Annotated in this window: 21 protein-coding genes; 6 read left to right on the top strand and 15 right to left on the bottom strand. The window is 55.0% G+C overall.

Features of this window, described 5'->3' with window-relative positions; all coding sequences use genetic code 11:
* The first annotated feature begins 81 nt into the window (after positions 1-81).
* The 4 genes from K355_RS0106925 to K355_RS0106910 are packed head-to-tail and all read left to right on the top strand — an operon-like array spanning position 82 to position 3,685.
* The gene (locus K355_RS0106925) at positions 82-660 is read left to right on the top strand and encodes a TRAP transporter small permease subunit (protein WP_028791409.1); all 579 of its coding nucleotides are present in this window, start codon (positions 82-84) and stop codon (positions 658-660) included.
* 54 nt (positions 661-714) lie between these two features.
* Complete coding sequence (locus tag K355_RS0106920; RefSeq protein WP_022731389.1) at positions 715-2,136, top strand: TRAP transporter large permease; 1,422 nt, start codon at positions 715-717, stop codon at positions 2,134-2,136.
* Between the two features lie 11 nt (positions 2,137-2,147).
* On the top strand, positions 2,148-3,500 hold the full coding sequence (locus K355_RS0106915) for an amidase (RefSeq protein WP_022731388.1): 1,353 nt from the start codon (positions 2,148-2,150) through the stop codon (positions 3,498-3,500).
* Complete coding sequence (locus K355_RS0106910) at positions 3,500-3,685, top strand: hypothetical protein (protein ID WP_022731387.1); 186 nt, start codon at positions 3,500-3,502, stop codon at positions 3,683-3,685. Before K355_RS0106915 ends, K355_RS0106910 begins: the two co-directional genes overlap by 1 nt.
* Before the next feature lie 11 nt (positions 3,686-3,696).
* Here the strand turns inward: K355_RS0106910 and K355_RS0106905 are convergent, their stop codons facing one another.
* The 7 genes from K355_RS0106905 to doeB all read right to left on the bottom strand — a co-directional run bounded on the left by K355_RS0106905 (position 3,697) and on the right by doeB (position 10,799).
* Positions 3,697-4,875, bottom strand: coding sequence for a sulfotransferase family protein (locus K355_RS0106905; protein WP_022731386.1), 1,179 nt, complete (start codon positions 4,873-4,875; stop codon positions 3,697-3,699).
* The gene (locus tag K355_RS0106900; protein ID WP_022731385.1) at positions 4,872-5,612 is read right to left on the bottom strand and encodes a hypothetical protein; all 741 of its coding nucleotides are present in this window, start codon (positions 5,610-5,612) and stop codon (positions 4,872-4,874) included. Before K355_RS0106900 ends, K355_RS0106905 begins: the two co-directional genes overlap by 4 nt.
* A gap of 38 nt (positions 5,613-5,650) precedes the next feature.
* Complete coding sequence (locus K355_RS0106895; protein WP_022731384.1) at positions 5,651-5,962, bottom strand: hypothetical protein; 312 nt, start codon at positions 5,960-5,962, stop codon at positions 5,651-5,653.
* Entirely contained in the window at positions 5,959-7,350 is a 1,392-nt protein-coding gene (locus K355_RS0106890) for an arylsulfotransferase family protein (RefSeq protein ID WP_022731383.1), read from the bottom strand. Before K355_RS0106890 ends, K355_RS0106895 begins: the two co-directional genes overlap by 4 nt.
* A 329-nt stretch (positions 7,351-7,679) precedes the next feature.
* On the bottom strand, positions 7,680-9,152 hold the full coding sequence (locus K355_RS0106885) for a hypothetical protein (protein ID WP_022731382.1): 1,473 nt from the start codon (positions 9,150-9,152) through the stop codon (positions 7,680-7,682).
* 154 nt (positions 9,153-9,306) lie between these two features.
* A complete protein-coding gene (locus K355_RS0106880; protein WP_033368674.1) occupies positions 9,307-9,798 on the bottom strand; it encodes an Lrp/AsnC family transcriptional regulator in 492 nt (163 codons plus the stop codon).
* A 2-nt stretch (positions 9,799-9,800) separates the two neighbouring features.
* A complete protein-coding gene (gene doeB / locus K355_RS0106875) occupies positions 9,801-10,799 on the bottom strand; it encodes a N(2)-acetyl-L-2,4-diaminobutanoate deacetylase DoeB (protein WP_028791406.1) in 999 nt (332 codons plus the stop codon).
* Between doeB and K355_RS26175 the strand changes: the two genes are divergently transcribed.
* Positions 10,798-10,923, top strand: a complete 126-nt coding sequence (locus K355_RS26175; RefSeq protein WP_258548866.1) for a hypothetical protein — start codon at positions 10,798-10,800, stop codon at positions 10,921-10,923. The genes doeB and K355_RS26175 overlap by 2 nt on opposite strands.
* A 10-nt stretch (positions 10,924-10,933) precedes the next feature.
* Here K355_RS26175 and doeA read toward each other — a convergent pair whose 3' ends face one another.
* The 7 genes from doeA to ehuR form a co-directional block, all read right to left on the bottom strand.
* Positions 10,934-12,115 (bottom strand): ectoine hydrolase DoeA, encoded by a 1,182-nt coding sequence (doeA, locus tag K355_RS0106870; RefSeq protein ID WP_022731379.1) that lies wholly within the window; start codon positions 12,113-12,115, stop codon positions 10,934-10,936.
* A 58-nt stretch (positions 12,116-12,173) separates the two neighbouring features.
* The gene (eutC, locus tag K355_RS0106865; protein ID WP_022731378.1) at positions 12,174-13,166 is read right to left on the bottom strand and encodes an ectoine utilization protein EutC; all 993 of its coding nucleotides are present in this window, start codon (positions 13,164-13,166) and stop codon (positions 12,174-12,176) included.
* A 5-nt stretch (positions 13,167-13,171) separates the two neighbouring features.
* Complete coding sequence (eutB, locus tag K355_RS0106860) at positions 13,172-14,161, bottom strand: hydroxyectoine utilization dehydratase EutB (protein ID WP_022731377.1); 990 nt, start codon at positions 14,159-14,161, stop codon at positions 13,172-13,174.
* 12 nt (positions 14,162-14,173) lie between these two features.
* Positions 14,174-14,962: a maleate cis-trans isomerase family protein gene (locus K355_RS0106855; protein ID WP_022731376.1), complete on the bottom strand. Its 789-nt coding sequence runs from the start codon at positions 14,960-14,962 to the stop codon at positions 14,174-14,176.
* A gap of 110 nt (positions 14,963-15,072) precedes the next feature.
* Entirely contained in the window at positions 15,073-16,356 is a 1,284-nt protein-coding gene (locus tag K355_RS0106850; protein WP_022731375.1) for a TRAP transporter large permease, read from the bottom strand.
* Positions 16,357-16,369: 13 nt separating this feature from the next.
* Positions 16,370-16,951, bottom strand: coding sequence for a TRAP transporter small permease (locus K355_RS0106845; RefSeq protein WP_022731374.1), 582 nt, complete (start codon positions 16,949-16,951; stop codon positions 16,370-16,372).
* 153 nt (positions 16,952-17,104) lie between these two features.
* The gene (gene ehuR, locus K355_RS0106840) at positions 17,105-18,502 is read right to left on the bottom strand and encodes a MocR-like ectoine utilization transcription factor EhuR (protein WP_022731373.1); all 1,398 of its coding nucleotides are present in this window, start codon (positions 18,500-18,502) and stop codon (positions 17,105-17,107) included.
* Between the two features lie 216 nt (positions 18,503-18,718).
* On the opposite strand from ehuR, the gene K355_RS0106835 reads away from it, so the two are divergent.
* Positions 18,719-19,738 (top strand): TRAP transporter substrate-binding protein, encoded by a 1,020-nt coding sequence (locus tag K355_RS0106835; protein WP_022731372.1) that lies wholly within the window; start codon positions 18,719-18,721, stop codon positions 19,736-19,738.
* A gap of 348 nt (positions 19,739-20,086) precedes the next feature.
* Here K355_RS0106835 and K355_RS0106830 read toward each other — a convergent pair.
* On the bottom strand, positions 20,087-20,402 hold a 316-nt coding region (locus tag K355_RS0106830; RefSeq protein ID WP_022731371.1), incomplete at its 5' end, for an IS5/IS1182 family transposase.

Raw genomic sequence — 20,402 nt, 5'->3', positions numbered from 1 at the left:
TTCAGTGTTTAGATGACCCTGACCACCCCGTCTGCCCGGTTCGGCGGGCGGGGTGGTCAAGATGCGAACGGACAAGGTTTCATGATCAGATTTATCGAATTTGCGGACAAGCTGTCGGCGTGGTTTGGCAAGGCGTTTGGGTGGCTTATCATCCTGATGACGCTTGGCATGAGTTATGAAGTGGCTTCGCGATACCTATTTAATGCGCCGACGACCTGGTCGCTGGATGTGTCATTTATCATGTATGGCACGATGTTCATGATGGGCGGGGCCTATACCCTGTCACGCGGTGGGCATGTGCGTGGGGATTTCCTGTATCGTCTTTGGAAACCCAGAACGCAGGGCATGGTTGATCTGGTTCTTTATCTGTTTTTCTTCTTCCCCGGTGTGATCGCGCTGATCTTTTCGGGTTGGAAATATGCCGCCCGGTCCTGGGGATATGGCGAGGTCAGTGTGAACAGCCCGGCGGGCGTTCCGATCTTTCAATTCAAGGCCGTTATTGTTGCCGCGGGCATTCTTCTGTTCATTCAGGGCATCGCACAGGTGATGCGCTGCATCATGTGTATCCGTGAAGGGTACTGGCGCAATGCAGAAGACGATGTCCAGGAAACCGAAGAACTTCTGATGAAGCAGGGTGTCGCCAAAAGCGATGGGTCCTGAACTTCGGATTGACTTGGACCCCAACAGTGATTGCCCCCGAACGGAGCTGCCAAAGTGATTGACGCACATGTCGCCCTAATGATGCTGGGCATCTTTATTATCCTCGTATTTCTGGGCTTTCCGGTGGCCTTTACCCTGATGGCTTTGGGGATTGGTTTTGGATATTACGCCTATTTCGATGACGGTCGGATGTGGCGGGCCTTTAACCGACTTGCCGAAGACAGTGACACCCTGACATCCGCGATTACGTGGTTTGAAGGGGCGTTTAACAACCGAATATTCGATTTATTTATCAACCAAACCTATACGGTGATGTCCAACGAGGTCCTGACAGCGGTGCCGTTGTTCCTGTTTATGGGCTACATCGTTGAACGGTCAAACATCGTCAATCGGTTGTTTAGCACCCTGAATGTTGCCGCGCGCAATATCCCTGGATCGCTTGGGGTTGCGGCCCTTGTGACCTGTGCGTTGTTTGCAACCGCGACCGGGATTGTGGGTGCGGTTGTGACCCTGATGGGGATGCTGGCCCTGCCGGCGATGCTCAAGGCACGTTATGACAAAAGCTTTGCTGCGGGGATTATTTGTGCCGGCGGGACGCTTGGCATTCTGATCCCGCCGTCGATCATGTTGATTGTTTATGCCGCCGCATCGGGTGTTTCCATTGTGCGGCTTTATGCCGGGGCGTTGTTGCCGGGCCTGACACTGGTGGGTTTGTATCTTCTGTATATCGTTTGCCGTTCGATGTTGCAGCCAAAAGCAGCCCCGCGTCCGACCAAGGAAGAAGTTCCTGAAGTGCCGCTGCCCAAAGTTTTGTGGATGCTGGCAACCTCGTTCTTCCCGTTGGCGTTCCTGATCCTGTCGGTTTTGGGATCGATCCTGTTTGGGTTGGCAACACCGACCGAGGCGGCATCGATTGGCGCACTTGGTGGTATCATTCTGGCGGCGTCTTACCGCGCGTTGACGTTTGACCGGTTGCGTGAGTCGGTTTACCTGACGGTGCGGACATCGGCGATGGTGTGCTGGTTGTTTGTCGGGTCTTATACGTTCTCCTCGGTGTTTTCCTATCTTGGCGGGGAGCATGTTATTTCCGAGTTCGTCAGTGGACTTGATCTGACACCATTGCAGTTCCTGCTGTTGGCGCAACTGATCATCTTCTTGCTTGGCTGGCCTTTGGAATGGTCGGAAATCATTATTATCTTTGTTCCGATCTTCCTGCCATTGCTGCCGCTGTTTGATATTGATCCGCTGTTCTTTGGTATTCTGGTGGCGTTGAACTTGCAGACCTCGTTCCTGACCCCGCCTATGGCGATGTCGGCGTATTATCTTAAGGGGGTTGCCCCTCCGGGGATATTGTTGACCGATATCTTTAAGGGGATCATGCCGTTCCTGTTCATGGTGATTGTCAGCATGGTGTTGATGTACACTTTCCCGCAGATCGTTTTCCATCTGCCTGATCTGTTCTATGGCGCACGTTAAGGGAAATTGTAATGAGTAATATCAATCCACTTCTGACACTTGATGTTGTCGAACTGCGCGACCGCCTGGCTTCCGGGGCGGTGCGTGCAGTCGAATATGTCGAGGCGTGCCTTGCGCGTATCGAAGAGATCGAACCACAGGTGCGGGCATGGGCATGGCTTGATAGTGATTTTGCCATTGCCCAGGCCCGTGCGCTTGATGCGCGGCGTCAATCAGGGGCCGCTATTGGCCCGTTGCATGGTTTGCCGGTGGGGCTGAAAGACGTCATTGATACCGCACGCATTCCGACGTCCAACGGCACCCCGTTGGACGAGGGGCGTGTTCCGGAAGAAGATGCGGTTCTGGTGGCACGGCTTAAAGCCGCCGGGGCGATTATCATGGGCAAGACGGTGTCGACCGAGCTTGCCTTTATGCATCCATCCAAAACCCGCAACCCGCACAATCCGGAGCATACACCCGGTGGGTCGTCTGCCGGGTCGGCGGCGGCGGTGGCCGCAGCCATGGTCCCACTTGCGGTGGGCACCCAAACCGGGGGATCGGTGATCCGGCCCGCATCGTTTTGCGGTGTGGTCGGGTTCAAGCCGAGTTTTGGTGCGATTGCCCGAACCGGGGTTTTACCGCAAAGCCCGACCCTTGATACCATTGGTGTGTTTGCCAATTCGATCAATGGGGCGGCGATGGTGGCTGAAAGCCTGTTTGGCTATGACGCGGGCGATCCCTATACATCGCCAAGCCCGACGCCAAGGTTGCTTGATGTTGCCAAAAGCGATCCGTTGGTCACCCCGATGTTTGCCTTTATCCGGCCGCCACAGTTCGATGAACTGGCCGATGAGGAAACGGTGATGGCGTTTCGCGAAATCACCGGTGTTTTGGGCGATCAGTGCTTTGAAGCGCCGTTGCCCAAGGCGTTTGATGATGCGGCGGCCTTGCGGGCCAAGATCAATTTCGCCGAGATGGCCAAGCATTACTATTCTTATGAAAAGCGTGGCCGTGCGCAATTGTCGCCCGAAATCGTTGCCGCCATCGACAAGGGCAATGATGTGACGGCCCGCGATTACCTTGCCGCCCTTGACTGGCGGGGATTGTTTAATGCCGGGTTGGAGGAAGTTTTCCAGCGGTGTGACGTGATCATCACACCGGCGGCCACCGGGCAAGCACCGGCGAACTTAAACACCACGGGGGATGCGATCTTTAACGGGCTTTGGACGTTTTGTGGCACGCCCGCGATCACCATTCCGTTGCTGTGGTCGCAAAACGGCATGCCGATGGGCGTTCAGCTTGTCGGGAAGATTGGCAATGACGCACGTTTGCTGCGGACCGCAAACTGGTTGAAAACATATCTCAGCACGCAGGGAGATGCCTGATGACGGGTGATATTCTAAACCGCGCGATGGCGCTTCTGGCTTTTGTGATCCTTACCGGATTTGTTGCTATTTTGATCGCGTATGTCCCGCGTTGGGATCTGGCGATCATGGCGATGATTATGCTTGTGCTTGCCGGGTGGGATTTCTTCCATACGGCGACGGGCCGCAAAAGCGACCATCATTGATTTTAAGAACGTCAGGCCTGCCGTGTTTCGGCGGGCCTGACGTCATAGCCAAACCGTTTGGCGGCGATCATTGTAATGTCGCGGATTTGGTCGATTTCATCGTCGCCGAAATTCGGGCGATAGTAACTTGGGGCATGGATCGTCGGGGCCACGCGGTCAATGATTGGCTGGGCATCGGCAAGCCCGGTGTGATCAAACAGCGCACGCAACTTACCCGCAGGATCAGCCACCAGATCCTCGTAGCGCATCACAAGCGTTGCCTTTTCAAGTGCTTTGTTCACGGTTAACCGGTCTGCCAGATAATGATGCAGGTTGGACCAATAGTGCGCCCATCCTTCGATTTCCTTGCCGTTTTTCCACAGATTCATGATGTCGAGGGTTGCGTGCAAATCCCCGGTGTTGATCGGGCGGCGATCCAGCCCAAATTCGAAATGTCCGACACGCTGCATATGGGCAACCGCACGGGGATTGTTCTGTTCCCCGGCACAGAAAAGATTGTGTTGCTTGATCAGGGATGCGATGTGCCAAACCGGATCGCGGACCGGTAAAACAAAGCGCGCATCGGGAAACAGCGACAACAGATATTCCATCCGGGTGACGAGATAGTTTGCCTTGGATACATAGCGCGTGCCGCCCCGAACATGGATCAGTTTTCGGATATGGTCACGGTAGAATGCCTCAAACGCGGGGTTGCTGATGTGTTCATCAAGCGTGTTGTTGTCCCCAATGTCATGGAGATGACGGAAAAACGCCATCCAGATCATTTCCTCGAACGCTTCGGGGCTTTCGGGGGTGATGTTGATGCCATCGGCATGGGTGCGTTCAACAGCCACGTTCTTTTTGCCCGGTGCGAGATCGACAAAGCGGTTCCAGAACCACGGGGTAAAAACAGGCGGGTAATCGCGATACTGATGGGTGGCGGCATCGGGGTGCTGGGCAAGGGTTTCAAGCAGAATTGTACTGCCTGAACGTGCCAGACCGGCCACGAAAATCGGTTTTTCAATCTGGATATCTGCGATGGCATCAGCGGCCATTTTCGTTTCGAAATTGCCAAGCCGGATCCATTTGGCCGGGTGACGGGCGATCAGGCCGCTGAGCCAGTGATCCCAACCCGAAACGTGGAATGCTTCGGGTTTTGGCGATTTTTGCGTGGTGATCTTGTCGGAAGTGGTGTCGATTATATTGGTCATTCGATCCGAAATCCTTTCTTGATCCCCAGTGACGCCAACAACAGGGCGACAAAGAATGTCAGTTCCCAACCACGTGCCCAGCCCGGACCAAAGGCGATGATTTCCTGTGCGGGCAGGTCAAAGCGAAGCTGCGTCACGGGTGTGTCGTCGGGCAGATATCCCGCCGGATTGCCAATCAAATGGTTCCACCAGACCTTTTGGTGCATCACCGGAATGGCTGCGGCCGGGGCAATGACATGGGTTTGTCCGTCAAGGGTTCCGGGGATCTGGACGGTTGGACAGCTGCTGTCTTGGGCGTCGGAGTTAATGCCGACCTGCTCAATCGGGGTGCCTTGCGGCTCGACCGAAATTGTCACGGTCTGATCGGGGGCCGGACAGCGATACCCATATTGCCCGTCCAGCCAGACAATCATGGCAAGGGCGGGCATGGACGCCAGAACCGCCGGACCGATCACAAAGCCCACCAGTTTGAAGGAATGCCCAAGCTGTGCCCTGGCCAGACGCATGCCGTGGGCGAAGTCTTCGCCATCGTCGTCGGTCATGGCTTTCTGGGCGGTTTTGACATCGGCCTTGATCTGTTTGATCCGGGTTTGCGGTGATAACATCCGATACAGGACCATGGAAATGACTGCACAGAGCAGCCCCCAGATCAGCACGCGCCCAAACGGGCCAATGGCGTCGCCCATCAAGTCGTCCAGAGTTGTGAATGCCGGGGCGGGCCAGTCAAAAAGTCCCATTATGTGCCGTCCTGTTGTACGTCAGTGATGCGGTGCGTTCACGAACTTGAATGTTTTGTGCTTTCGGTCGTGCTGCTTTGCGCCGTCGTGCGATTGGCTTTGCGTTTGCGCATCATTTTGCGAATGGGCCACATCAGAACGAAGCCAACCGCAACAAGGATCGCGGCCAAGACAGCCCAAAGGGCGGACAGAAGGCTTAACCCCGCACCCGGCCCGACATAGGCATGGGCAGGAAAGGCGGTTAGCAGCATGGCACAGGAAAGGGCCGCCGTGGTGCCGATGGTGAGCATTCTTGAGCTGGGCGCAGACATACGTTGGGCATGCGTCATTGCGTTTTGGGTCTGTTTCATTGTGCGTCTCCGGTGTTGGAGGCAGGGACAGTGTCGCGATACAGGGCCGCACGCGCATCGGTGATGCGTTCGGCCTGCGACACAACGGGGATCAGTTTTTTGTCGGGATTATCAGGATCGTCGCGACGGATCGGATTGTGGAATTCCCACACGATGTCACTGGTCGGGGTGACTTCAAACAGTCGGCCGCCGCTTGATTCCGTAATCAGTGTATTGCCATTGGGCAGGCGTTGCTGATCAGCACGGATGTTGCTGTCAAACTTATGAGTTGCCGTGCCCTTGTACTGCCACGTGATGGCGTTGGTTACTGGATCAATTTGCAAAACGCGTGATTGTCCGGCATCCGGGTCGGCAAGCTGCCCCTGATTGTCAAACAGCAAGATATCGCCGTTGGGCAAAACATCGGGGTCATGCTGCCCCAGCCATGAACCACGGGTGGCCCAGACAATTTTTTCCGCATCCATATCAAGCACGGCGATGATGCCAAGATCGCGGAAGGACACAACAACGTCGCCTTCCTTGCCATAGGCAAAGTTCTTTGCGGTGTCGGCGTCAATCAACTGGATTGTATTGGTGTGAAGAATGTCTTCATTGGCGAAATACGGCGCGAAATCAACCATGTTGGCGTAGCTTGAATTGATCAGCGCATCAAGGATCGAGACCTTTTTGATCTCCTTGCCCTCGGGCGAGAGGATCACCGCGAAATCATCCAGACGCGGCGGGGTCAGTTGTTTGCGGTTGGCGTAGGTGTTGAACCGGAATTCCTGTGTCAGGGCATAGACCCGGCCATCATCGGCAATGGAAAAATCATGGTGGGCGGTGCCAAGGTATTTCCAGACCAGATTAGAATCACGGTCCATCTTGGCCATGCCATAACCATATGGCGTGTCACCCGCCGCCGTGTATTGGACAATCAGATCGCCATCGGGGGCCATCTTGGCGGTGTGCCAATGCATGAAGTCGTCTTTTTGCGGATTGGGGATCGGGGATGTCTCATCGTGGATCATGCTAAAGGGCATGCGCCATTCATGGACAATATTGCCATCCATATCGATCAGCACCGCATGCGGACCATCGCCCGATGAATAAAGTGTCAGGCCATTTTGCGCGCGATTGGCATCGTGGATGGTAATGCCGGTCTGATCGCTTCTGGCTTCGGCCCAGAAATCAAGCCGTTCGACATCGGTGTATTTGGTGCGCTGTTCCCAAAGGGCCGTCCCGGCACGCCACGCATTTTTCATCGATTGATACGGCGGCACTTCTGCCAGCACGACAAACGCGCCCAGACCAAAGCTGATCGCGGCAATACCAACAAAAAAGGCAGAAATAAAAACGCGATCGCCGCCATTATTGGCGGCGGTTTGATCTTCTTGATCGGAACCAGACACGCATAACCTCCATATCATTTGAAACGGAGGTTACGGGGCAGTACAGGCAAATTTGCGGCCATTTTTCCGACGATTATGGCTTTTTGGCCGGTATTTTGTCGCCGTTTCGCCTTAAACGTAAATGGTAAATATGGTTTTTCGCGTGTGGTTTTGGCTGATTGTCTTAACGATTGAGGGCGGAGGCATTTCACCCGTTCCACGTGATTTGCGTGGCACCGCTGCCGACCATTTCAGCCCCGGCCAGCTTGCCATGGTTCGTCGCTGGCCAAGGAAGATGGCGTTAAATAGTTTTGCCGTCATTTTGAATGTTCACGCATTCGCAATGTGCTTTATTTTCGGTATTCCACACCGTCAAAGACCAGAACGTCACGGTCAAACTGGCAAGGTACGGTGCCGGACGGTATCGTCATACGTTGAAGAACCTCGCCGGTTGCAGCATTGCTATAGGTTCCAATGCCATCATAGGTCACGGAAATGCTGTCGGGGGTGGTGGTATAAGTGAAATCGATTTCAAACCGGTATTTTGCGGCACCGCCAAAGGTGTAGCTGATAAAATTACCGCGTCCCTGGCCGGGCGTGTCTAGCGTCAATGTCGAATTACCGGTCGTGTCGTGAAATGTTCCACTTGCCTGTCTGCAGCCGGTTTCGGTCGCCTGAGGGGCATCGATTGTTTGTTGCTGGGGCTGTTTGACGTCTTTGGCGGCAGTTTGAAGATCCCTTTCGATCAAGAGATCAAGTTCTGCCGCCGAAGCCAATCTTGTCCCGGCATGGTAATAACATTCGCCGATGGGCACGGTTTTGCCGCCGCACGAAAATGTCCCGGTTTGGTTCGGGAACATTTCGCCCGATGGAAGATCGATCCAGCCATCCGCTGCGAACATAACCCGTCCGGCTCCAAAAGGACGCTCGTTGCGCAAAGCACCTTTCCATGACGTTCCGTCAACCATACGCAGCAAACCGTCAGCCGGGGTGAAAACTTGATAACGCCCGGTAAATTCCTGACCGTCGGGCCAAATGGTGCGTGTTTCCGGTGCGAGTTGATAGATGCCGTTTAGACGAACGATGGTGCCATCCGTCGTGCGGTTGTCGGCAAACTGTATGCGGCCCGATATGCCGGTATCTTCAAGGGCAGCATTGCCGATGGTGGCAAATTCCTTTCCGGCTTCTGATATCGTGGCAGTCCCGGTGCCGACATGCTTGCCATACTGTTGTGGGCCGCGATATTCAAAGCGGTAGCCACCTGTATCCTGAATGGTCTGGGGACTGTAAGTCGATGATATCGGGGTCAGCAATGCGGGGATGTTTTTTGCCTGCAGATAGAGTGCAGGGTCGGCAATATTGTTGATTTTCACATCGTCAAACAACAGCCCGAAGTCGGCGTAAATGACAGTGATCTGTGCAGGATGGACATCGATCCAGCCGCTATATTGCAGATTACCCAGTCGATAGACATTGATTGCATACCGGTCAGGCCAGACTTCAAACCGCTGGATTTGCCCCGATGATAATTGGTTCGATATAAACGGGATGAACCCGGCATTGTTGGCAGCATGGGTGACTTGAAGTTGCCATCCGTAATATCCGCCAATGCCGGAATTGTTCAATTCGAAACTGATCAGGGCGGTTTCGGAGAGATTGGCAACGGTTTGTTGCGGGGCGGATGATGGGGCGGATGAAAGGGCGGGTGCGGTACCTTGAACAGGGGGTGTGGATGTGTCGCCGGTTGTTGTCTGACATCCGATCAGTCCGACCATACACACGCCAATCAGCAGGGCTTTTGCGCCCCAATTGCCAACAATCATCCCCGCCCCCTGCGCGATAAAACCCGAAAGCTGATTTCGCCACAGTTTCAAAAAAAAGAAAAGAATTATAGCGCGGGCCAGCCTGAACTTGATCAGGCCGGCCCGTGACGTTCACATAACCATTGAAAGCCCAACACCACGACAAGAACAGCGGTTATTTCCGTTCCGGGGACTCAACCAGATTTTCAATCGGGGTGATGGCGGTGGTTTTGACCTTTTTGGTGACGATATAGGTGAAATAGCGATCAATACCGATATCAGACACCAGAAGGCGGTCGATCAGGCGTTGATAGGCATCAACATCGTGACAGAGCACCTTGAGCATGTAGTCGACCCCGCCGCCCAAGCCATAGCATTCGACGATTTCGGGGATGTCCTGCACGGCTTTCTCGAAAATCTGGAAATCATCGTGCTGATGATGGCGCAGGGTGACTTCGGTCAGCACCAAGGTTGGTTTGACCAGTTTTTCCAGATTGATATGGGCGTGATAGCCCGAAATCACCCCAAGGTCTTCGAGGCGTTTCAGGCGTTCCCAGCATGGACTTGGCGACAGGTTGACCGCCTCGGCCAGTTTGACCTTGGTGATGCGCCCTTCGCGTTGCAGGGTTTTGAGTATTTTAAGATCCAGCTCATCAAGCCTGATCATGGTCACAGCACCTTTGCAATCACGGCCAGACAATCACCCATCTTGATCAGGCCGGGGAAGTGACGGCACGATAATATCCCGTCACGCGATGCATGATATTCGCGCGGGGCTGTGCCGGTGCGCTCCACATCATAAATGCGGGCAATCAGATCACCCTTTTTGACCATGTCGCCCAGATCAACGCAGGGCTCAAACAGGCCGACGTCTTGAGACGCGACAAAGCAATCATCGCCGGGCATATCAAGCATGGCAGTGCCATTCGGGGCGGCTTCAATTTCACCGCCGACAATTCCGGCATGGATCAGAATATTGCGCACACCGCGATCGGCAATGGCCATGCGTTCTGCCGTGGTGGAGCCGCCGCCGCCAAGTTCGGTGGTGACAAAGGTTTTGCCGGCTTCTTCGACGACGGTGTCGAACATGCCAACTGCATCGAGTTCGAGCATCATCATCGAATAGGGCGCGCCAAATGCCTTCATCGCCGCAACGCAGCGGGCTTCCTGTTCCTTGTCGGGCAGGACGTGGGCCGCGGCAAACGGGATGAAATCAAGCGTCTTGCCACCCGAATGGATATCGAGAACGATGTCTGCCTCGGGCACGAGATAGCGCAGGACGTAATCGGCGATTTTCTGGGTGACTGTGCCATCGGGTTTGCCCGGATAGGACCGGTTCATATTGCCCGCATCAATGGGCGATGTCCGCGAGGCTGCGCGAAATGCCGGATAGTTCATGGCGGGCAGAATGATCACGCGCCCGGTGACGTCGGCCGGGGTAAGGGAGCCTGCCAGTTTGAACAGGGACACGAGGCCCTCGTACTCATCGCCGTGATTGCCGCCGGTCAGAAGGGCGGTGGGGCCAGCCCCATTGCGGATAACCGTGATGGGGATCATCACAGCCCCCCATGCGGAATCGTCACGCGAATAGGGCAGCTTTAAAAAGCCGTGGTGGATGCCATCGCGATCAAGCGGGATCGTCGGGCTGATGGGGGAGGCTTTTGTCATGGTCGTATCCTTGAAGGGCCGAATGTCGCGACCGTCGAAATTCGGCATTGGTACTGTTGCACCGGGGACGAGCGGCTTGGCATATTGCCGTTTGGAACGTCGGCCCGGTGCGGTGTTGGTGTGATCGCCGGTGGCTAGTTCTTCACAAACAGCTGCCGTGGGTAACTGGTCAGTGTTTTGCTGCCGGTTTCCGTGATCATCATGCTTTCGGTGATTTCGATCCCCCAGTCATCAAACCAGAGACCCGGCATGAAGTGGAAGGTCATGCCTGGTTCAAGAACCGTTTTATCACCGGGACGCAAACTCATGGTGCGCTCGCCCCAGTCGGGCGGATAGGACAGCCCGATTGGATAGCCACAGCGGCTGTCTTTTTCGATGCCGTATTTTTGCAGAACGCCAAAGAAGGCAAGTGCGATGTCTTCGCAGACGTTGCCCGGTTTGGCGGCCTCAAGCCCGGCCTGAAGGCCTTCGATCAGGGCACTTTCAGCATCAAGGAACCTTTGGTCCGGATCGCCAAGGAAAATCGTGCGCGACAGTGGCGCGTGATAGCGGCGATAACATCCGGCAATTTCAAAAAACGTCCCCGAATTGCCCGGAATGGGTTTTTCATCCCATGTCAGATGCGGTGCACCGGCATCCGCACCCGATGGCAGAAGCGGGACAATTGCGGGGTAATCCCCGCCAATTCCGTCCACACCGGCGATGCCGGTACGGAAGATTTCCGCGACCAGTTCGTTTTTCTTCATGCCCGGTTCGACGATTTCGAAAATACGTTCATGCATGTTTTCAACAATGCGGGCGGCCTGACGCATATAGAAAATTTCGGTTTCCGATTTGATGGCGCGTTGCCAGTTTACAAGGGCGGTGGCGTCGGAAAACGTTGCATTGGGCAAATGGGCCTGCAGTTGCAGGAAAGCCTTGGCGGAGAAATAGTAATTGTCCATTTCAACGCCAATTCTGCGCGATCCCCATCCGCGATGTTCAATCACCTCGGACAGATAATCCATCGGATGATGTGTGGTCGATTGGACATAATAATCAGCATAGGGAATGATGCGATCATGGGTCATATAGACCGTACGCTTCGCCCCGTTTCCGTCCTGGGAACGTCCAAACCAGATTGGATCATCCTCAATCGGAACAAGCACACATTGATGGACATAAAATGACCAGCCGTCATAGCCGGTCAGCCAGGCCATGTTTGACGGATCGGACACGATCAACAGATCAAGTCCTTTCTCCACCATGGCTTTTTTGGTTTTCTCCAGACGCTCGGCATATTCCTCACGCGTGAAATTCAATTCAACCTGGCTCATCGCAGGCCTCCAGAAAAAGGCGGGGTTTCAGCTTTCCTGACCCATGTTCCTTTTGTTGTTACGAAGATACCTCTATCCCGGCTGCTGCTGCGTCACAGCGGCTTCGGGCGAGGGTGGCGATTGCGGTGTCCTGAACACCAGTCCCGGTCAGGTCACAGATGGTAATCTGATCATCGGATGTTCTGCCAGAAGCATTTCCGGCAATGACCTGTCCAAGTTCGGGGAATGTCGCGTCAGCCGTCACAATGCCGGCATCAATGGCGTGATGAAGTTCACCAAGGATGCGGGTTTGTGCCTGACTGTCGCAGACATAAAGATCGGCCTGCCCGATCAGGGCAGGGTCAATTTCGTTTTTATGTTCGGCGTCCGAACCCATGGCGGTGACATGGGTGCCCGGTTTGACCCAATCGGCCATCAAAACCGGTTCGCGTGCGGGGGTTGTGGTGACGATGATGTCGGCATTGGCCGCCGCATCCTTGCCATCACTGGTGGCGGAAACCGGAATGCCAAGTTCAAGCGATGCCTTTTTGGCACAGGCTTCTGCCTTGGCCAGATCACGGGCCCAGATGGTGGCCGATGTGATGTTGCGCACCAGTGTCAGGGCCTTGAGCTGCAATCGTGCCTGTACGCCAGCGCCGTAAATCGTGGCGTGTTTGGCATCCTTGCGTGCGAGATGGTTTGCCGCAACACCACCGGCGGCGGCGGTTCGGATATCGGTCAGGTAGCCGTTATCAAGAAGGACGGCCTCTAACATGCCGGTTTTCGATGAAAACAGGTTCATCAACCCGTTGACCGACGGCAGGCCGAGTTTGGGATTGTCAAAAAAGCCGGGGCTTATTTTAATCGCAAAGCCATCCAGACCGGGAACATAGGCGGTTTTGACATCGACCTCGCCGTTATAATCGTCAATGTCGAGACGCAGGATCGGCGGCATGCGGACATCCTTGGTTGCCAGTGCAACAAAGGCGTTTTGCACGCAATCAATGGCATCGTGATCAAGGTCGATGACCTTGCGAAGATCGGTTTCGGTGAGGATTCTGATGTTTGGCATAGGGGTTACTCCGCCATCAGGTCGACGTCTTCGCCGCCAACGATCCGTTTGTGCAGCGCCATGTCGATGTTGCAGCCCGTGGTTAGAGCAACCGTGCGCCCCGGATTATCAATCAACCCGGCGCGAAGGGCTGCAATGCCCACAGCGCCCGATCCTTCGATGACCTGTTGATCATCGTGGTAGGCCGCCCGGATGCCATCGGCGATCTGGGCTTCATTGACCAGAACAAAATCATCGGTCAGATCGCCGCACATATCAAATGTGTATTGGTTGTTTTCGCCAATGCCGCCGCCCAGGCTATCGGCCAGTGTCGGCAGTTCCTTGACCGCGGTCGGTTTGCCTTCTTGCAGGCTTGTGATCATGGCACAGCCGCGTTCCATGGTGATCCCGACCACACGAATGTTGGGATTGATCGATTTTGCGACCAGTGCAACACCGGCCAAAAGACCACCACCCGACAGGGGCACAAGCAGGGTATCGACATCGGGAAGGGCTTCGATGATTTCAAGGCCGAGCGTTCCCTGACCGGCGATGATGTGCGCATGGTCAAAGGGCGGGAGCATGGTCAGGCCTTCTTCGGCGACAAGACGGTCAACTTCGTGTTGGGCCTCGTCCTGTGACTGACCGATGATGCGGACTTCGGCCCCTTGGGCGCGGATGCCATCGACCTTGTTTTGCGGTACGAGTTCTGACATGCAGATGACCGAACGGACCCCGGCATTGTGCGCGGCATAGGCCAGCGCCCGGCCATAGTTGCCGGTTGAGACACCGACAACGCCCTTGGCCTTTTGCGCGTCGGTCAGGCGCAAGACAGCATTGGCCGCCCCGCGCAGCTTGAAGCTGCCGGTGTATTGTTGCTGTTCGCATTTCAGCCAGACGGGGCTTCCGATCCGCTCGGAAAGCGACGTGGACGGACGCAACGGCGTATGGATCACGTGGCCCGCGATGGTTTTGCGGGCAGAAAGAACATCAGCAAATGTGATGGGGTCTTTCATGGCGACCTCGACTTATTTTAAAGGTTGTGGGGCATGGTCAAACAGGGTTCCGAACCCTGTGACCGGCTTTGTGTATTTCATCAGATGAAGGGCATGCCAGATCAGGGCCTGATTGCTGGTGATTACGGGCTTGCCCAATTTTTGTTCGGCCTCGGCCACGATTTCGGCGGAGCGGATGGCGGTGCAGGAAATAAACACTGCATCGGCATCAGGCGTATCGGCGTTAAGGGCGGCCTTAAGAATGGCGTCGGGTGGAAGGGCTGTCATATCGAAATCATTGTCCAGACCAAAGCCCATCACACGGGTTGTCGTAAACCCCTTGTCGATAAAGCCATCCGCGACCGAGCGGGTCACATCGGCAAGATAGGGGGTGACGATGGCAATTTTTTGCGCACCGACTGCCTTTAAGGCCAATTCGCCAGCCAGAAGCGGGTTGGTCACGGAGACACCTGGCATCCCCTGATTAATCAGGGCGGCGATTTTGTCTGAGCCGGTGACGGCAGTGCCTGATGTGCAGCCAAATATGGCAACATCAACACCGTAGCCGGGCAGCAAAGTGCGTGCGGCACGGGGCAGGTCATTGGCCATGGCGCGCAGGTTTTCGACCGTAACCGGGTTGGCATTTTCAATCCGGGTGGTGAACAGGCGCACGTCAGCAGGCAGGATGCCGCGCAGGTCATCCTCGCTGTTGAAATCGGTGGCAAGTGTAATCAATCCGATCCGCCCTGCTGGTCCGACAGGATCGGGCGAATAGGACAGGTTTACCGGCTCTGGCGTGACCGCTGGGGATACGGACATCATCCTGAACTCCAAGAGGCGGGGTGGTCCAAACCATGTTGTTTGGACCACCCCTGTTTCGGTTTCGTGTTTAGGTCGTTCGGGCGAACCCGGTTCTTGCTGATTTGCCGGACTTAATGGAAGGCAAGCTCAGGCAGGAACAATGCAATTTGCGGCACAAGCACCAGGATAACTGCTGCTAACAGCAACATGATGATGAAGGGTGGCGTGCCGCGAATGACCTCCGCATAAGGTCGTCGGAAAATCGCGATGGCGGTAAAGATATCGCAGCCAAACGGCGGTGTGGCCGAGCCGATGGCCACCTGAAGGGTGACAAGTGTCCCCACCAGAACCGGGTTAAGGCCCGCCGCATGTACCAACGGCATGAATATCGGGGTCAGAACCAGGATCACGACAATCGGATCGACAAACATGCACCCGATGAAGAATGCGATGCAGATTGCGGCCAGAACAACGTATTCGTTGGCCCCTTCGAGCCCCAGCGCACCAATCACATGTTGCGGGATCTGGGCAAAGGAAATCACGAACGAGAATGTCGTGCCCGCCCCGACCAGAATAAACACAACGGCGGTGATCAGGCCGGTCGATCTGGCAATATCAAGCAGTTCAGACCATTTGACCGATTTGAAAATCAGCACTTCAAGAATGATGGCATAAACGACGGAGACAGCGGCAACCTCGGTCGGGCTGACCCAGCCCAGATAGATGCCGCCCACGATCAGAACCGGGAACATGATCGCCGGACCGGCATAGATCACGGCCTTACCCCGTTCAGCCCAGGTCATGCGCGGGATGGTCGGGATGTTGTTCTTTTTGGCGTAATACATGCAGTAGGCCGAGAACATGATCAGGATCAAGATCCCCGGGCCGATACCCGCCAGGAAAAGCTCACCGATGGAGACTTTGCCGACAACACCAAACACGATCATGCCGATGGAGGGCGGGATCAGAAAGGCGATGTCACTGGCGTTGATGATCAGGGCCATGGCGAATTTGTCTTCGTAGCCAGCCTTGAGCATTTTCGGGCGCAGCGGGCCGCCCATGGCAACCACGGTTGCCTGTGTCGAGCCAGAGACCGCGCCAAACATGGTGCAGCCAAGGGCGGTGGTGACGGCAAGACCGCCGCGCACATGACCGACAAAGGTCATGGCAAGGTCAATCAGCCGGTTGGCGGTATGCCCCTTTGTCACGATATCGGCGGCAAAGATGAACATCGGTACAGCGATAAGTGCGACCGGGGATATGCCCGTCACCATTTGCTGAATGAGGATGCGTTCGGGGATGGGCATATAAAAGGCAAACGCCACGACGCTGGCGGTGGCAAGCGGGACCATCATGGGGAAGCCGAGTACGAGCAGTACAAGCATCACCAGAAGGATTGTGGTTCCAAGATCCATTTTTCCGTTCTCCTTACAGGTGAATGTCTTCAGCTTCGAACGTATCTTCGACCCGGTAGGACAGATGTGTCCCCGGCCTGAAGATGTTCGTTGCTGCGGCAAGGACGAACTGGATGCCCGTGACGGTCAGGCCGAATGGAACCCAGAGGACGGTGAAATAGTATGGAATACGCAACGCAGGCGTCAGTCGGTTGGACTGGATCAGAGACGAGACGTAATCAATTGAATACCACGCCAGCAGGAACAACAGCGATGCTGTGCCAAGTGTGATGATAATCATCATGACCTTGCTGGCCTTGGGGCCGAGCATATCGGTAAAGGCCGACATGCGAATATGGCGCCCCATGCGGGCGGCCTCGCTGATGCCGACGAATGTGACGAGAATGATCAAAAATTGATTGAGTTCTTCGGAAAAGAAAATGCTCGAACTAAAGACAAGACGCATGATCACGTTGGCGACGGTATTGACCGCCATGATCACAATGCTCCAGCCAAGAAGCTGACGCTCGATCACGGACAACCCGTCATCAAGGCGTTTTAGAATACCCAACACCCCACCACCCGGGGCGGGGGTTTCCCCATTTGAAGCTGACATACGACCTCCTTGATGCGCGTGCGAGACATTATAAAAAACGCTGTGTGCAGTGATCGGTTCCCTCCCGCACATGTCGTCTTCGCTTCACGCGTGAAGGATCAGAATAAAAACGCTTTGTGACGGTTCAATCACATTTTTGTCATGAGACAAAAATCAATACATAACGTCGAAGGCATGGACACCCGGCATTTGGTCCATTGTGTGGCGGATCTGCATCAAGCCATGATGCAATGCCGGGGTATCAATCGCCCCGCCAAGGCACACCCGAATGGCATTGGGACGGGGGACCTTAACGGTCATGAATGGGTCGGAAATCGTAACAGCCACGCCATTTTTTCGCAGTTCAGAAGCAAACCATTCTTCCTGCCAATGGGCGGGGATACGCACCCATGCACTCAGCGATGTCGGGTGATGACGGACAACCGCATCACCAAGAATTTCGGCGACAAGGGCCTGTCGTTCACGCATCAGGGCGCGCTGGACTGTGACGGCCTGATCGACGGTTCCATCGGCAATCCAGCGGGCGCCGATCTCGGCCATCAATGGAGTCCCCATCCAGCCGGTGACGCGCAAAACGCTGCTGGCACGGATTGAAAGATGCTGCGGGACGGTCAGAAAACCGGTGCGCAGGCCCGGCATGACAATCTTGGTCAGGCTTGAAACGTGAAAACCAAGCTTGGGCAGGAAGCTTGTGATCGGTGGCAGGTTTTGTTCCAGAAGTGGGCGATAGACGTCATCTTCAATGACGTAAACCCCGTAATGTTCGGCGATCTCGGCAATTTTTTTACGCCGCTCCAGCCCCATTAAGCAGTTGGTTGGATTGGTGAAAATCGGTGTGACGACAAGGGCGCGGACTTGGCGTTGATGGCATTCGCGTTCAAAGGCCTCAGGCAGGATGCCCTGTTCATCTGTGGGAAGCGCCCCCAGCTTGAAGCGAAGGATGCTGGCGGTGCCGATCACCCCATGGTCGGTCAGGCTTTCGGTCAGGACAACATCATCAGGCTGCACAATGGTGGCAAGGGCGGTAAACACCCCCTGCGCGGCACCATTGGTGATCAGAAGGTTGGGGATGGTGCAGTCGATCCCCATGCTTGCCAGCCATTTGGAGCCGATTTCGCGGTGATATTCGAAACCGGCAACCGGACGGCAGCTTTCCATCCAGCCATGCATTGTTTCCTCGGCCAGGCGGGCATGCATCTGGCGCGACAGATCATTGTGAAAGTCGGTATAGGCGGTTCGAACAATCGACAGATCAATCAGGTCGGGTTGGCGGTTATCAAGGATAAAGGAGGACGCGCGGTCGGTCAGGCGGGCCTGAACGAATGTGCCGCGTCGTCGTTCGGATCTGAGGTATCCCTGACGTTCGACTTCCTTGTAGGCGGCACTGACGGTCTGAACGCTGACTTTGAGGCGGTAGGCCAGTTCACGGTGGGTGGGCATGCGGACATCATGTCGGAGTCGTCCCGATTCGATGTCGGTGATGATTGCTTCTACCAGTGCCTTGTATTTGGGCCCGGTTTCGCCACTTAGATCGATGTCAGGCAACCACATTATGCTTTTCCACCCTTTAATTTGGCCTGACCCTAACATGACCTGCGGGTAAATGTGTAGACGTCAAAGTTATTATGTCCTGATACAAAACTAGCATTGACCTGATGCAGGAACATTTCAACACTTCGCACGTTCATAAAATTGATGTGCCAATCATAACGCCGTCGTAACCGGGCAGATCCCGGACGTTGTGCGTACAATAAGGGAGACTTCGATATGAGTTTGAACAAACTCCTCAAGGCGACCCTGTCTGCTGCCGCTTTGTTCGCAGTAGCTGGAACCGCCGCCCATGCAGAAGAATGGAAATTTGCCCACGAAGAAAGCCCGGGCGATGTTCAGGATCTGTATGCACAGGAATTCAAACGCCTGGTTGAAGAAAAAACCGATGGCGACGTGTCCGTGACCATCTACACCTATGGTCAGCTCGGTACGGAAAATGACATTACCGAATTGACGTCTGCGGGTGCGGTTCAGTTCTCGAACGCATCGCCGGGTCACTTGGGTACGTTCGTGCCTGAAATTCAGGTCTTTGGCGTGCCGTACCTGTTGTCGCAGGACAACGAGGTCAACAAAAAAGTCCTGTCGGGCAGCCCGACCATTTATGACGGCCTGAGCAAGGATTTCGAGTCCAAGGGTCTCAAGCTTTATACCATGTACCCGGAAGGGGAAATGGTTTGGACCACCAAGAAAGAAGTTGAAAAACCGGCTGATTTCGACGGTGTGAAATTCCGCGTGATGACCTCGCCGATCCTGATCGAGAGCTATAAATCCTTTGGCGCCGATCCGGTTGCCCTGCCGTGGGGTGAAGTTTATTCGGGTCTTCAGACCAGCGTTATCGACGCACAGGTTAACCCGATCTTCTTCGTTGAAAGTGCAAAATTCTACGAAGTTACCGACTATCTGATCTATGCCGGTCAGCAGCAGTACACCACCACCGTGGTCTCGAATGCTGACTTCTATGCCGGTCTGTCAGATGAGCGTAAAGAGATGCTTGCCGAGGTCAAAGCTGAGCTTGATGACTTCATCTATGATGCGCAGACCAAGGCAAACGAAGCAGCCCTTGACCGTATCAAGGAAGCCAAGCCGGACATCAAGGTCATTCGCCTTGATGACGAACAGCGTGCCGCGTTTAAAGAAGCTTCCAAAGGCATTGGCGCAAGCCTTGTCGACGAAGTTGGTGGCGACACCCAGGAAGTTCTTGATGCGCTTCGTAAGGAATTCGGTACCGCGATGTAAGGCTTTCGCCTTAATCACGTAACGACTTCACAAAACCCCCGCAGATTTTTCTGCGGGGGTTTTTGTTTGTGCCACGGTCGAGATGATCCAAAGAACGAGATCAGGTGTCGCTAGGGTCTGAACCCACTCGAATGTTTAAAATGGCATCAGAACAAGCAAGACATGCAAGGAAATCTTCGCCGCGCGGGGTATTGCCCCGGGCAAGGGGATTGACGCCGCAGGTCGCAGAGTGTCCTGATGTCCTTCGGATCGGAGGAATTTGCAAGGTTATGCTCCTGATATCCGCACAAATTCCTCGCGACCATTTCAAGCATTCAATTGGGTTCAGACCCTAGGGTCCAGACTCATTCAAATCCAGTAGCAAACGAGCGCAGCAAGGCATAATGCGGCCATGAAGTTGTTAGCATTCTTGTCGTAGCGAGTGGCAATCCGTCGGAAGTCTTTCAGACGGCCAAACATGCGCTCAATGACATTACGTCCGCGATAGCGCTTCCGGTTGAAGGCATATGGTTGCTTGCGATTGGCCTTGTTGGGGATGACGGGCTTGATCTTTCTCCGTATGAGCCAGGCCCGCCAGTGGTCCGCGTCATAGGCCTTGTCGGCAAGTAGATACCTCGCTGGAGGAAGGTGATTGGCGAGCATCACGGCTCCGGTGATGTCGGCA

The sequence above is a fragment of the Thalassospira lucentensis MCCC 1A00383 = DSM 14000 genome, from assembly GCF_000421265.1.
Classification (GTDB): Bacteria; Pseudomonadota; Alphaproteobacteria; order Rhodospirillales; family Thalassospiraceae; genus Thalassospira; species Thalassospira lucentensis.
The sequence above is the reverse complement of the archived record's forward strand: the minus strand, read 5'-3'. Positions and strand labels throughout refer to the sequence as shown.

Coding starts and splice junctions, on each gene's coding strand:
- K355_RS0106925 (WP_028791409.1), top strand. CDS start 82: ATGATCAGATTTATCGAATTTGCGGACAAGCTGTCGGCGTGGTTTGGC.
- K355_RS0106915 (WP_022731388.1), top strand. CDS start 2,148: ATGAGTAATATCAATCCACTTCTGACACTTGATGTTGTCGAACTGCGC.
- K355_RS0106910 (WP_022731387.1), top strand. CDS start 3,500: ATGACGGGTGATATTCTAAACCGCGCGATGGCGCTTCTGGCTTTTGTG.
- K355_RS0106905 (WP_022731386.1), bottom strand. CDS start 4,875: ATGACCAATATAATCGACACCACTTCCGACAAGATCACCACGCAAAAA.
- K355_RS0106900 (WP_022731385.1), bottom strand. CDS start 5,612: ATGGGACTTTTTGACTGGCCCGCCCCGGCATTCACAACTCTGGACGAC.
- K355_RS0106895 (WP_022731384.1), bottom strand. CDS start 5,962: ATGAAACAGACCCAAAACGCAATGACGCATGCCCAACGTATGTCTGCG.
- K355_RS0106885 (WP_022731382.1), bottom strand. CDS start 9,152: ATGATTGTTGGCAATTGGGGCGCAAAAGCCCTGCTGATTGGCGTGTGT.
- K355_RS0106880 (WP_033368674.1), bottom strand. CDS start 9,798: ATGATCAGGCTTGATGAGCTGGATCTTAAAATACTCAAAACCCTGCAA.
- K355_RS26175 (WP_258548866.1), top strand. CDS start 10,798: ATGGTCGTATCCTTGAAGGGCCGAATGTCGCGACCGTCGAAATTCGGC.
- doeB (WP_028791406.1), bottom strand. CDS start 10,799: ATGACAAAAGCCTCCCCCATCAGCCCGACGATCCCGCTTGATCGCGAT.
- doeA (WP_022731379.1), bottom strand. CDS start 12,115: ATGAGCCAGGTTGAATTGAATTTCACGCGTGAGGAATATGCCGAGCGT.
- eutC (WP_022731378.1), bottom strand. CDS start 13,166: ATGCCAAACATCAGAATCCTCACCGAAACCGATCTTCGCAAGGTCATC.
- eutB (WP_022731377.1), bottom strand. CDS start 14,161: ATGAAAGACCCCATCACATTTGCTGATGTTCTTTCTGCCCGCAAAACC.
- K355_RS0106855 (WP_022731376.1), bottom strand. CDS start 14,962: ATGATGTCCGTATCCCCAGCGGTCACGCCAGAGCCGGTAAACCTGTCC.
- K355_RS0106850 (WP_022731375.1), bottom strand. CDS start 16,356: ATGGATCTTGGAACCACAATCCTTCTGGTGATGCTTGTACTGCTCGTA.
- K355_RS0106845 (WP_022731374.1), bottom strand. CDS start 16,951: ATGTCAGCTTCAAATGGGGAAACCCCCGCCCCGGGTGGTGGGGTGTTG.
- ehuR (WP_022731373.1), bottom strand. CDS start 18,502: ATGTGGTTGCCTGACATCGATCTAAGTGGCGAAACCGGGCCCAAATAC.
- K355_RS0106835 (WP_022731372.1), top strand. CDS start 18,719: ATGAGTTTGAACAAACTCCTCAAGGCGACCCTGTCTGCTGCCGCTTTG.